This window comes from Streptomyces sp. NPDC006134 (genome assembly GCF_040628835.1).
Lineage (GTDB): Bacteria > Actinomycetota > Actinomycetes > Streptomycetales > Streptomycetaceae > Streptomyces.
In genome coordinates this window covers 53,663-66,115 of record NZ_JBEXTV010000047.1, presented here as the reverse complement: position 1 = coordinate 66,115, position 12,453 = coordinate 53,663, and the positions used below count along the sequence as shown (strand labels likewise).

Annotated in this window: 11 protein-coding genes; 7 read left to right on the top strand and 4 right to left on the bottom strand. The window is 73.7% G+C overall.

From position 1 onward, the window contains the following. The first annotated feature begins 14 nt into the window (after positions 1-14). The 3 genes from ABZ340_RS26875 (at position 15) to ABZ340_RS26865 (ending at position 3,994) form a co-directional block, all read left to right on the top strand. Positions 15-806, top strand: coding sequence for an ABC transporter permease (locus ABZ340_RS26875; protein ID WP_358784397.1), 792 nt, complete (start codon positions 15-17; stop codon positions 804-806). Positions 807-1,109: 303 nt separating this feature from the next. Beyond that, on the top strand, positions 1,110-3,281 hold the full coding sequence (locus ABZ340_RS26870; protein WP_358784396.1) for a hypothetical protein: 2,172 nt from the start codon (positions 1,110-1,112) through the stop codon (positions 3,279-3,281). Positions 3,282-3,607: 326 nt separating this feature from the next. Further along, entirely contained in the window at positions 3,608-3,994 is a 387-nt protein-coding gene (locus ABZ340_RS26865) for a hypothetical protein (RefSeq protein ID WP_358784395.1), read from the top strand. Here the strand turns inward: ABZ340_RS26865 and ABZ340_RS26860 are convergent. From ABZ340_RS26860 to ABZ340_RS26845, 4 genes are all read right to left on the bottom strand, one after another. Further along, the gene (locus ABZ340_RS26860) at positions 3,922-5,289 is read right to left on the bottom strand and encodes a DUF6351 family protein (RefSeq protein WP_358784394.1); all 1,368 of its coding nucleotides are present in this window, start codon (positions 5,287-5,289) and stop codon (positions 3,922-3,924) included. The two genes, ABZ340_RS26865 and ABZ340_RS26860, sit on opposite strands and share 73 nt — an antisense overlap. Next, positions 5,286-6,584 (bottom strand): MFS transporter, encoded by a 1,299-nt coding sequence (locus tag ABZ340_RS26855; protein ID WP_358784401.1) that lies wholly within the window; start codon positions 6,582-6,584, stop codon positions 5,286-5,288. Before ABZ340_RS26855 ends, ABZ340_RS26860 begins: the two co-directional genes overlap by 4 nt. A gap of 235 nt (positions 6,585-6,819) precedes the next feature. Continuing rightward, positions 6,820-7,653, bottom strand: a complete 834-nt coding sequence (locus ABZ340_RS26850) for a PaaX family transcriptional regulator C-terminal domain-containing protein (protein ID WP_358784393.1) — start codon at positions 7,651-7,653, stop codon at positions 6,820-6,822. A 23-nt stretch (positions 7,654-7,676) separates the two neighbouring features. After that, the gene (locus ABZ340_RS26845; protein ID WP_358784400.1) at positions 7,677-8,027 is read right to left on the bottom strand and encodes a TetR/AcrR family transcriptional regulator C-terminal domain-containing protein; all 351 of its coding nucleotides are present in this window, start codon (positions 8,025-8,027) and stop codon (positions 7,677-7,679) included. Between the two features lie 837 nt (positions 8,028-8,864). Here ABZ340_RS26845 and ABZ340_RS26840 point away from each other — a divergent pair. The 4 genes from ABZ340_RS26840 (at position 8,865) to ABZ340_RS26825 (ending at position 12,276) form a co-directional block, all read left to right on the top strand. Further along, positions 8,865-9,335 carry a hypothetical protein gene (locus tag ABZ340_RS26840; protein ID WP_358784392.1) on the top strand — a complete coding sequence of 157 codons (471 nt, stop codon included), beginning with the start codon at positions 8,865-8,867 and terminating at the stop codon, positions 9,333-9,335. Continuing rightward, positions 9,332-10,501: a zinc-dependent alcohol dehydrogenase gene (locus ABZ340_RS26835; protein WP_358784391.1), complete on the top strand. Its 1,170-nt coding sequence runs from the start codon at positions 9,332-9,334 to the stop codon at positions 10,499-10,501. Before ABZ340_RS26840 ends, ABZ340_RS26835 begins: the two co-directional genes overlap by 4 nt. Before the next feature lie 50 nt (positions 10,502-10,551). Continuing rightward, the gene (locus ABZ340_RS26830) at positions 10,552-11,409 is read left to right on the top strand and encodes an MBL fold metallo-hydrolase (protein ID WP_358784390.1); all 858 of its coding nucleotides are present in this window, start codon (positions 10,552-10,554) and stop codon (positions 11,407-11,409) included. A gap of 138 nt (positions 11,410-11,547) precedes the next feature. Further along, positions 11,548-12,276 carry a GAF and ANTAR domain-containing protein gene (locus ABZ340_RS26825; RefSeq protein WP_358784389.1) on the top strand — a complete coding sequence of 243 codons (729 nt, stop codon included), beginning with the start codon at positions 11,548-11,550 and terminating at the stop codon, positions 12,274-12,276. Positions 12,277-12,453 lie beyond the last annotated feature (177 nt).

Here is a 12,453-nt window from a genome sequence, read left to right as displayed (position 1 = left end):
AAGGAGGCCCTGCGATGAGCTCCCTCTCCCTCGCCCTGCGCGACTCGTCCACGATGCTGCGCCGCAACCTCCTGCACGCCAGGCGCTACCCGTCCGGGACGCTGAACCTGCTGCTCACGCCGGTCATGCTGTTGCTGCTGTTCGTCTACATCTTCGGCGACGTGATGAGCGCGGGCATCGGTGGCGGCGGGGCGGACCGCTCCGAGTACGTCGCCTACCTCGTCCCCGGCCTGCTGCTGATGACCGTCGGCTCCACCACGATCGGTGCCGCGGTGTCCGTCTCCATGGACATGACCGAGGGTCTCATCGCCCGCTTCCGCACCCTGGCCATCCACCGAGGCTCCCTGCTCATCGGGCACGTCGTCGGCAGCGTGGTGCAGTGTGTGATGAGCGTGGTCCTCGTCGGCGCCGTCGGGGTGGCCATCGGCTTCCGCTCCACCGACGCCACCGCCCTGGAGTGGCTCGCGGCGTTCGGGCTGATCACGCTGTTCGCCCTGGCGCTCACCTGGATCGCCGTCGGCATGGGACTGGCCGGCCCGAACCCCGAGGCGGCCGGCAACATGGCCATGCCGCTGATCCTCCTGCCGCTCGTCTCCAGCGCCTTCATCCCTGCCGACACGATGCCGGGCTGGTTCCAGCCCATCGCCGAGTACCAGCCCTTCACCCCCGCCATCGAGACCCTGCGCGGCCTGCTCCTCGGCACCGGGATCGGCGACAACGGATGGATCGCGATCGCCTGGTGCATCGGCCTGATCGCGCTCGGCTACCGCTGGTCCACGTCGCTGTTCAACCGCGCCCCGAAGTAACCGGCATGAGCGCGCGGGCCCCACCGTTCGTCCGCGATTCCGCGCTTCCGTGAACCCGCGCGTCTGCCCGTGCTGCACCGGGAAGCCGCGCTCGACGTTCGGTTCCGGCCCGCCACGACCTGCTCGTCGTGGCGGTCGGCCGAGGGACCCTCGCCGGCCTCTTCCCCGCCACGGGCAGGTCACCACGCTGCTGTTCGAGCGTGTACCCGGCAGCGGAGCCCGCCCGCCGTGCGCAAGCCCACCGAAACCCCGTGCCCGAAAACCCGAATGCGTCACCGCGCACCGTTCTGCGATCATCCCCGGATGCCCCACCGTCTCGAACCCCTGGTCATCCGGCACACCCATCGCCTCCCCGCCCCCACCGGACCCGCCGGGCAAGGCGACGTCGCGGCACGCCGGTTCGACGCTGCGCTGATGTCCGTGGGCTTCAAACTCTCCGCGGCCGTGCTGGAGCACCTGTCGGGTCTGTCCGAGGCGACGGTCGTCGACACCGCCGCGCGCACACTGGACACCGTCCGCGAGATGGCCGGCGACCACGTCCGGCACAACGTCTACTTCATCGACTTCCCGGCCAACGTCCCGGACACGTTCGACTTCTGGATGTGGTGCATCGCCGGGGCGCTCGCCGACGACACCGCGCGCGAGAGCACGCTCGCCCAGCTCCGCACCGGTGTGGTCGACCTGCTGACCCTCCCGTCGTACGGCACCTACCGGCACACCTACGAGGAGATGCTCGCCGCCCACGACGAACTGATCGCCGCCGCGGGCGACCGGATGACCGTCCTGCACCTGGGCGGCGCCCCGGAGGAGGAGATCACCGCCCTGTACCTGGCCCTGGCGGGCAGCACCACCCCGCTGGGCGAGGAGGGCCTGCGCGACCTGTCCGTCCTCGCCGGGCACTGCGCCGACGGCCCTCAGCCCGAGACGATCCCGGTCCGCGAGAACCGCGCCGTCGTCAACCTCGCCCGCCTCGACGCCGGCGCGGACCCCCTCCTGGACACCGTCACCGACGTGCTCCGCCTGGCCTGCGCCCTGTCGGGTGGCGACGTCACCCTCGTCGAACCCACCCGGTTCCGCTCGCTGCCCCGGCCGGTCCGCCGTATCCTGCTCGCCGGACTGGACGCCGTGGTGGCGGCGGCCCCCGCCAAGCTCGCCGACGTCACCGCGCACCGCGAGGCGTTCAAGCGCCTCGGCGAACGCCTCCACCCGCACGAGCACCCACGCTGGCCGCACGCCGCGGACGTGTTCGCCGTGGCCCGGGGCGAGAAGGAGGCCCGGTCCCTCGACAGCCGCGTCGAGGAACTCCTCGGCGCGCACGACGTCACCGGGGCCGCGCGGCTGCTGACGGCCGCCCCCGGCAAGCTGTTCCGCTCCCTGGACCGCCTGCTGCGCGCGTGCACCGCCCAGGACGAGCGCGACGCCGTCGCGGCCGCCGCCGAACAGATCGTCGCGCAGGTCTCCGGCCGGGTCCTGCTGTCGGTCCGCGAGCACCTCCACAACCGCGCACGGGAGACCGGCGAGAGCCGCGTCTTCGTCAACCGCCTCGGCCGCGCCCGGGTCACCGACGACACCCGCCCGCCCGTGCCGGCGCCGGAGCGCGAGCGCCTGATCGCCACGATGGACGCCGAGATACGCCGCCGCCTCCCGGAGCCGGGGCACCTGCTGATCGGCCCGGACGTCCTCGACGTCGCCCTTCCGCTCAGCGGCAGGGCGACGGCCGCCGGCCTCGGCGTGCTGCCCCGCGGCTCCCTGACGCCCGTCGGCGGCGAACTGCTGCGGTTCTTCGTCCACTGGAAGCAGGCGGCGCGCCGCACCGACTACGACCTGTCGGCGCTGCTGCTGGACGCCTCGTATCAGACCGTCTCCTGGCTGTCGTACACCTCCCTGAAGGAGGTCGGCGGCCGGCACTCCGGCGACCTCACGGAGGCGCCCGACGGCGCCTCGGAGTTCATCGACCTGTGTCTGGACGCCGTGCGCGGCACCTTCGTCGTCCCGCAGGTCAACATCTACGCGGGAGAGGGCTTCGAGGAGGCCGAGGAGTCGTTCTTCGGCTTCATGCTGCGCGACACCGAGCAGCGGGGCCGCCCCTTCGAGCCGCGTACCGTGCGCATGAAGTCGGAACTGCGCGGCCCCGGCAGGGTCGCGCTGCCGCTCGCCTTCCAGCGGGGGAGCGACGGCCGCTGGCGCGCCAAGTGGCTCCACCTGTACCTCCGGGGCACCCCGAGCGCCAACCGCGTGGAGGAGAACCGGGTGACGGTCGCGACGCTGCTGCGCGGCATCGTCGAGCGGGACCACCTCACGGTCCGGTACCTCGTGGACCTGATGGCCGACCGGGCCACGGCCACCACTCTGTGGGACGGCACCACGGTCCCGGACGGCCCCGTCACCTACATCGGCCTGGAACGCCCGGACGGGCTGCACCCGCACTCCCGGGTCGTCACCCCCGAAAACCTGCGCGACTTGATCCCCGCCTGACTGCTACTGTCGCCCTGCGGCGAGGCCATGGACGGACTTCCTTCTTCTTCCCTTTCGATGAACCAGTCCCTCCGCTCTCCTCGCCCCCGACACCACGCCGGGGTGCCACAAGGCACCCCGGCGTCGTCACGCGTGGGCTCAGGGCGATGAAACCCCGAAGTACGCGGCCGCGCCGTCCGGTTCAGTGCTCTTCGCGGGCGGCGCGCCGCCGGAGGGCCTGCTTCCTGGCCTCACCCGGCGCCCGGCACATCACCGGGCAGACCATCCACGTCGACGGCGGAGCGTTCACGACGCGGTGACGCCGGTGTCGTCAAGACCGCTTCCATGTGAAGCGGGAGATCGCCCTCGCGGTCGACCGGTACGTGGTGACCACGGCCGGGCCCGACGGCTCCGACGGGGAGGTCGTCGCCTTCGCCCGGCAAAAACGCCTGGCGATGAGGGAACAGGTGACCTTCTACACCGACCACACGGAGAAACAGGCCCGGTTCGGCTTCAAGGCGCGCAACATCGTCGATCTCGGGGCCGGTTACGACGTGACGGACGCGGAAGGACGGACCGTCGGCACGTTCGAGATGAAGTTCGGCGCTTCCCTGCTGCGCTCGACCTGGGTGATGCGGCAGCGCTCGCTTCGGCCGGTTCCTCACGGCCGGGCGTCCCCCGGGTGGGCGAGGTCGTACGGCCGGGGGTGGGCCGCGGGCCGGTACGCGGTGTAGCGGGCCTCGCCCGCCGGATCCGCCTGCCGGGCGCGGGAGTCGAGCGAGGCCGGCGAGACGTCCCAGCGGCCGGTGTCCAGCCGGTGTTCCAGGGCGTGCAGGGCGCCGGCCGTCTCGCCCGGGGTGAACGTGCAGTGGCCCGGGGCGCGGACGTAGGCCCGGGCGAGCAGGGGCCCGGAGCCGGCCGCCGTGGCGGCCCGCCGGTAGGCGCTCTCGGCCGCCACCGGGATCAGCGCGTCCCCGGTGGTGTGGACGGACAGCTGAGGGTCGGTGAGCCGGCCGGTGAGGACGCTGGTGTGCCGCATCCACCGTACGGCCGCGGGGTCGGCGGAGACACGGGGCGCGCGGTTGAGCGCCGTGAGGTCGGCGCTCAGGGAGAGGCCCGCCCCCTTGTAGAGCTCGGTCACCTCCTTGTACAGCGGTGACCGGTGGAGCAGGGCGGTGTAGTCGACACCCGTGTTCCAGGACGGGTTGCCGCCCGCCCGGCTCTCCGCCTCCTGCCGCCAGTCGAAGGCGGGCCCTTGCCGCAGTGCTCTGACGGCCGCGTACTGGCCTGCCTGCCGGCCGGTCGGGTCGTCGGGGGCCGGCTCGGTCTGGGCGGGGTCGTTGTGGCCGGGGATGTGGTGCAGGGCGGCGGCGAGCGCGATGCGGGCGCGGCCCCCGGGGGTCCGCTGGGCGGCGTCGGACTCGGCGGTGAGTTCGCGCGCGGCGCTCTGTGCCGCCGCCCGGCCGGTGAAACCGGTCAGCGCGATGCCGGAGTCCGGGGCCAGCAGGGTTTTCAGCGCGAACGTGGCGTCCAGGGTGCTGTTCCAGTTGGCGACGCCGCCCTGGACGAGTCCGCACAGGGACAGGGAGCCGTCGAAGCGGCCGGCGTGCCGTTCGGCGAGCACCGTCGTGACGAACCCGCCGTAGGAGGTGCCCCAGGCGAGCGTCCGCCGGGCCGGGCCGAACCTGCCGGTGAACGCCTCCAGCGTCGCGAGCTGGTCGGGCACGGCCTCGGTGACGGCCCAGCCGGTCGTCGCGTAGGAGGACCCGATCAGCGCGTAGCCCTCCCGGAGCAGCATGTCCCGGGTGACCGCGTCCGGCGCGTTGCGGGCCGGGTTGGGCGCGCCGGGGGCGGTGTAACCGTGGCTGTAGAGCAGGACGGTGCCGTTCCAGGAGGCGGGTACGTCCATCACGTAGTGGGCGCCGGAGGGGAGCCGGCCCTCCAGGCGGGCGTCGTGCGGGGCGGCCTGCGCGGGGAGCGCGGTCGCGGCGCACAGCGCCACGGTCAGCAGGGTGAGACGGACCTTCACCGCGAGGTTCCTTCCGGTGCGAGGGAGGCGGCGGGGGCCGCGGAGGAGTCCAGGGCGTCGGTGTGGGTCTCGCGCAGCCGCCACACGGTGAGCGCGGTGACCGCCGCGCCCGCGCACAGCAGCAGGGAGACGGGGGTGCTGCCGCCGCCGTGGGCGGCGACGAGGCTGCCGGCGATCATCGGGGAGAACCCGGCGCCGATCAGGGTCGCGGCCTGGTAGCCGAGGGAGGCGCCGGTGTAGCGGACCCGGGTGCCGAACAGCTCGGTGAGCAGCGCGCCGAGCGGGCCGTACATCGTGGACTGGGCGACCCCGTGGCCGAGCGCGAGCGCGAGGATCAGCAGGCCGAGGGAGCCGGAGTCCACCAGGGCGAGCACCGGGAAGGCGAGCGCGGCACAGGCGACGGCCCCGGCGAGCACGACGGGGCGGCGGCCGGCCCGGTCCGACAGCGCGGAGGCGGCGGGCAGCACCGCCAGCGCCACGCAGGAGGCGACGGTGACGGCGGTGAGCACCTGCGGACGGCTGTAACCCCGGTCGACGGCGTACGAGATCATGAAACCGGTCAGCAGCGACTGCGCCGTGAACGCGCCGATGCCCACGCAGGCGGCCAGCAGCACCGGCTTCGGCCGCCGCAGCACCTCCACGACCGGCGGCCTCGCCGCGGGCTCCCGCTTCGCCTGGGCGAACAGCGGGCTCTCGGCGACCTTCAGACGGACGAACAGGCCGACGGCCAGCAGGACGACGCTGAGCAGGAACGGGACGCGCCAGCCCCAGGAGCGGAACTCCTCGTCGGGGAGCGCGGAGACGACGGTGACCACTCCGGCGGACAGGACCGAGCCGAGCGGGGCGCCCAGCTGGGTGAAGCCGGACCACAGGCCGCGCCGGGAGCCCTGGGTGCGTTCGGCGTGCTCGACGACCATCAGGGTCGCGCCGCCCCACTCGCCGCCGATGGCCACGCCCTGGACGACCCGCAGGGCGACGAGCAGCACCGGCGCCCACACGCCGATGGCGTCGTAGGTCGGCAGCAGGCCGATGAGGAAGCTGCCGCAGCCCATCAGGGCCATGGTCAGCAGCATCATCGACTTGCGGCCGATCCGGTCGCCGAAGTGGCCGAAGACGATGCCGCCCAGCGGGCGGGCCACATAGCCCGCGGCGAAGGTGCCGAAGGCGGCGACGGTGCCGACCGCGGGGTCGGCCTCGGGGAAGAACAGGTCGCCGAAGACGAGGGCGGCGACGGTGCCGTAGACGAGGAAGTCGTAGAACTCGACGGCGGTGCCGAGCAGTCCGGACAGGGCCACGCGGCGCAACTGCCGGATCTCCGGGGAGGGCGAGGGGGGACGGGCGGACGTACGGGATGGCTGCACGGTGAGCTCCCTGTTGCCGTGGGGCGCCACCGGTGGGGGACCGCACCGGTGCCACGGTGAAGTTAGGCATTGATTGATCGGCCGTCAATCATTTGCACAACATCAAGGGAGAGGGCCTGTTCCGGCTGCTGCCGCGCGGCGGTTCCCGCCGGGGCGCTGCGCCGGGGCGCTACGCCGGGTCGTCCCGCACCGGTACCAGGTCGAGCAGCCGCTCCGCGGCGGACTCCGCGAGCGGGGTCAGCCGCTCGTACACCGCGCGGAACGTCCGCTCCGCCCGCTGCGCCGGCCAGTCGTCCGGCAGATGCTCCACCGGGAGCCGGGGATCGCCGCGGATGATCCGCAGCCACTCGGCCTGCGCCCGCAGCCGCAGGGGCAGCGCGTCGTCCGCGTCCTGCGGCACCCGCGTCTCCCACGGCTGCCAGCGCCGTACGAACGCCTCGTAGCGGGCCGCCAGTTCGCCGAGCTCCCAGGTCTCCTCGATCATGGCGCCGATGTCCGTGCCGGCGTCGGCGTGCGCGCGGAACACCTTCACGTGGGCGGACAGGCCCAGCTCGGCCACCAGCGCCGACACGTCGACCTCGCCGGGGGCGATCCACAGACCGTTGAACAGCGGGCCGAACCCGCTCCAGGCCAGCTGGGAGCGCAGGTCGTGACGCTGGCGCTGCCAGGACTCCGGCAGGGAGAAGCCCAGCAGGGTCCAGGTGCCGTCCCAGTGCCGGTTGACGGCGCCGGTGTGCCAGACGCGCCGCTCCCCGTCGCGCAGCACGGCCGCCGAGCGCTCGGTCAGCCCGAAGTACATCCGGCGGCCCTCGCGCTGACGGCGCAGCAGGCCGCGGTTGACCATGCGGGTGAGCGTCGAGCGGGTCGCCTGCTCACCGATGCCCACGCGGGCGAAGACGTCGATGACGCTGCCGGAGTACACGCACACGTCGCGCCCGAGCACCTGGTCGCCCAGGAACGTCAGCATCAGGGACTGGGGGCGCAGCGCTCCTTCATCGATCACGCGGCCCACGGTACCGCCGGTGATCAGCCGCCGGTCTGCGGGTGGACGCTCCACCCGCCGTCACGGCCCGCACCCCCGCCCACCGGTGCCGGCGGGGACCGCCGGCACCCCGCGGCCGGGTCCGGACGACAGGCCCCGGGGCGTGACTCTCCGCCGCCGCGGGCCGCGGTCCCGGCCGCTCGTTCGCTGCCGTACGCACGCAGGAAGGTGTCCACGGCCGCGTCCGCCGGGCCGCGCAGCTCGGCGGCGGGGAGGCGCCGGGTGCCCAGCCCGGAGCGGGCCTCCAAGGGGCCGGTGAGCAAGGCGAGGAAGTGCTCGGCCGCCTGCTCCGGGTCGCACGGGCGCAGGCGCCCGGCGAGCGAGAGGCGGGCCAGCCGGTCGGCGAGCGCCGCGCGGGAGCGGTGCGCTCCTGCACGGTCTCGACCAGGTCGGGGAACCCGCCCACCTGGGCGTAGGTCAACCAGCGCAGGGCGCGGGCGCGTTCGCCGTTGCAGATCCGCGGCAGCCGCTGGGCGGTGTCCGCGAGCACCGCCCGCAGGTCATCGTCCCGGTCCCGGTCGCGCAGCCGCCCGATGACCGAGAGGTTCTCCGCCATCAGGGCGTCGGCCGCCGCCTCGACGGCGTGACGGAAGAGGGTCTCCTTGTCGCTCAGGTGGCGGTAGACGGCCGGTTTGGCGACGCGCGCCTCCTCCGCGATCTCCCGCACGCACGCCTGCGCGTAGCCGTGCCGCGCGAAGACGGTGTAAGACGGCGTCCAGGGTCGCCATCGGCCCCGACCTCTCCGACGACATGGCCCCGGAGCCCGGCGGCAGGATCATGGCGCTGCACGAGCGGAAGACGGCGATGTACCCGGAGTGGGCCGCCCGGCTCGAACCGCTCGTGGAGATGCGGGTCGCGTAGAGCGGGGCATGACCGCCGTCGCCCTCCGGCACGGACTCCTCCCGCCCGGCCGTCAGCCCGGCCCGCGTGATCCGCTCCCGGCCGGTGGTGGCGTCCGCATGGCTCCACCGGCCGGGGTCCGTGGTCGGGCCGGTTCTCCCCGGCGCCGGTTCCACGCGTTCCCGGGGTACCGGTGCCGTCGTCGGCGAGGTGCGGATCAGGCGGTGCCCGGTTCGGCGTCCGGCCGTCGTTTGGCCCCGCCGGTCGCGGAAACCCGGCGCGGGACGGTCATGGTCACGCGCGAGGTCACGCGCCGGAGCGGAGACGGTCGTATGAGGAAGACGGTGTGGATGGTGCCGCTCGTCGGCGCGGCGGGCGTCGCGGCGGCGTGGCGGGCCAGGTCCGGTTCCCGCCCCGGCGGCCGGCCGGACGGCCGGTGGCTGACCGTGACGGTCAACCGGCCGGTCGCGGAGGTGGGGACGGAGGAGAAGCCGCCCCCGCCGCTGGACCGGTTCGGGGACTCGGTGGACGTACGGATCCGGCCGGCACCCGGCGACCGCGGCACGGAGCTGGCCGTGCGGCCGGCCGGGCCGGCGCCGGAGGGCACGTCCTCCTCGCTGCCCGCACGGCTGGCCGGCGAGGACCCCCGCCAGGAACTCCGGCTCGCGCTGCGCGAGGCCAAGGCCCTCCTGGAGGCCGGGGAAGTGCTGCGCCCCGACGCGCCGCCGACGACCCGGCCGACCCCGGCCGGCAAGCTGATCGGGCTGCTCGACCGCCGTTCCGGTGGGGAGGGAGTGCTGTGAAGGCGCTGTGCTGGCAGGGCGTGAACAAGCTGTCCGTCGAGAACGTCCCCGACCCGGAACTGCGCAACGACCAGGACATGATCGTGCGGCTCGTCGCGGGCACGACCTGCGGCTCCGACCTGCACCTCATCGGCGGATACATCCCGGCGATGCGCGCCGGGGACGTGATCGGGCACGAGTTCGTCGGGGAGGTCGTGGAGACCGGTCCCGGCGTGCGCCGCCACCGGGTGGGCGACCGGGTCGTCGTCTGCTCGTTCGTGGGCTGCGGACGCTGCTGGTACTGCGCGAACGACCTGTGGTCCCTGTGCGACAACACCAACACCAACCCCGGCATCGGCCAGGCCCTGTTCGGCTACGAGACGGCCGGCATCTTCGGCTACTCCCACGCCATGGGCGGCCTGCGCGGCAGCCACGCCGAGTACGTCCGCGTCCCCTTCGCCGACTACGGCGCCTTCCGCGTCCCCGACGGGATCGACGACGTCAGCGCCCTGTTCGTCTCCGACTCGGTGCCCACCGGATGGATGGGCGCCGACCTCGCCGGGGTGAAACCCGGCGACGTCGTCGCCGTCTGGGGCTGCGGCGCCGTGGGGCAGATGGCGGCCCGGGCGGCGAGCCTGCTCGGCGCGGAACGGGTCGTCGCCATCGACCGCATCCCCGAGCGGCTGGCCATGGCCGAGCGGTACGCGGGCTGCGAGACCATCGACTACACGGCCACGGACGTCGCCGCCGAGCTGCGCGAACGCACCGGCGGACGCGGCCCGGACGTGTGCATCGAGGCCGTCGGCATGGAGGCCCACAGCGACGGCCCGATGTACCTGTACGACCAGGCCAAACAGCAGCTGCGCCTGCACACCGACCGCCCCACCGCCGTACGCCAGGCCATCCACGCCTGCCGCAAGGCCGGCACCGTCTTCATCCTGGGCGTCTTCGCCGGTGCCGTCGACAAGTTCCCGCTCGGCGCCGTGATCAACAAGGGACTGACCGTGCGCGGGGCCCAGATGCACGGCCAGCGGTACATCCCCATGCTGCTGGAGCGACTGGCCGCCGGTGAGCTGCGGACCTCCCACCTGGCCACCCACAGCGTCCCCCTCGACCAGGCACCGACGGCGTACGACCTGTTCAAGCAGAAGACCGACGGCTGCGTCCGCGCCGTCATCCGCCCGTAGCGCTCGTCCGGCGCCCGGCGCGGGCACTCCGACGCCCGGAGGGGAGCACGATGACACGGAGCACGGAGCACGCCGGCGACGGTGTGCTCGACGTCCACTTCATCGGCAACGCGACCGTCCTCCTGCGGTACGGCCCGCTCACCCTGCTCACCGACCCCAACTTCCTGCACCGCGGGCAGTACGCCTACCTCGGTTACGGCCTGCTGAGCCGGCGCCTGACCGAACCGGCCCTCGACGTGGACGGGCTCCCCCGCCTCGACGGAGTCGTCCTGTCCCACCTGCACGGGGACCACTGGGACCGCCGGACCCGCCGACGGCTGGACCACACGGTGCCGGTCCTGACCACGCCGCACGCCGCGCGCCGCCTCAAGGTCGTGCACGGCTTCCACCGCACGGCGGGGCTGCGTACCTGGCAGGCGCTCACGCTCCGGCGCGGCGGGGTCCAGGTGAAGGTCACCGCCCTGCCGGGCCGGCACGCCGGTCACCGGCTGCTGCGCGGTCTGCTGCCGCCGGTGATGGGGAGCATGCTGGAATTCGGTCCCGTCGCGGGGCCGGTGGCACTGCGGCTGTACCTCTCGGGCGACACGCTGGTGTACGACGGCCTCGACGAGATCGCCGACCGCTTCCCGGCCGCCGACCTGGCCGTCCTCCACCTGGGAGGCACCCGGCTGCCCGGAGGCTTCCTGGTCACCATGGACGGAGCGCAGGGAGCGGAGCTCGCGCGGCGCCTCGGCCCCCGCCTGCTCCTGCCCGTGCACTACGGCGACTACACGGTCATGCGCTCGCCGCTGGACGCGTTCCTCACCGCGGCCGACGGCATCGGGCTGGGCGACCGGATCGTGCACTGCCGCCACGGCCGGCGTGCCCGTCTGGCCGGCGGCTCCGGAGCGGTCCCGACGGTCCTGTAGACCCCGGCCCCATCGAGGGCCGCCCCGCGTGCGCCTCTGTGTAGGGTGGCTTATAAGGGGCAGATCGGTACATCGGTGAGGTGTCCGTGCCGGACCGGCCACGAGACGAGAACCCCGTCCCCCGCGAAGGACTGTGCGGTGAGCGCTGACCATACGTACGACAGCAGCACCCCGATCACCCAGTGGCTGCTCGAGACCGAGTCACTGGAAGACTTCCTGCAGACCCTGGCCGACGCCGCACTGGAGCTGTCCCACGTCGAAGGCACCGGGGTGACCCTGGAACGCGACGGCAGGCCCCTGACGGTGGTGAGCGCGGGCCCGCCGGCGCCGAAGCTGGACGAGAAGCAGTACGGCCAGGACGACGGACCCTGCCTGCGGGCCCTGCGCACCGGAGAGGAAATCGTCATCGACGACATGCTGCGCGAGGACCGCTGGGGCGACTACCCCGTCTACGCCGCGGCCTGCGGTATCCGCTCCTCCCTCTCCCTGCCGATCGCCGCCCGCACCCGCACCGCCGGCGCCCTCAACCTCTACGCCGGCCCGCCCCACGCGTTCAGGGACATCGGCCTCGATGCCCTGCGCTCGCTGGCCGCGCAGGCCACGGGCGGCATCGCACTGGCCCAGCGCCTCTCCGACACCCGGGAGTTCGCCGACCAGATGCGTACCGCGATGCAGTCGCGCAGCGTCATCGACCAGGCCCTCGGGGTGGTCATGGGCCGGCGGCGCTGCACCGCCGAGGAGGCCTTCGGCATCCTGCGCACCGCTTCCCAGCACCGCAACCTCAAACTCCGCGACCTCTGCACCGAACTGATCACCGACCTCACCGGCCGGCCGCCCACCGCCCCGGACATGGGCCCCCGCCCCTGACGGGCCCCCGCCCCTGACGGGGTCCTCCCCGGGCGGCGGGCGAGGGAGCCGGCGGACAGGCCGGCCGCCGCCGCTTCACCGCGACCTCCTCGTCCCACCGGGACCCGGTGCATGGCACATCCATGACGGGGCACGTTCACGGGGCACCCATCCCGCACGGCCTCGGAACGGAGACTG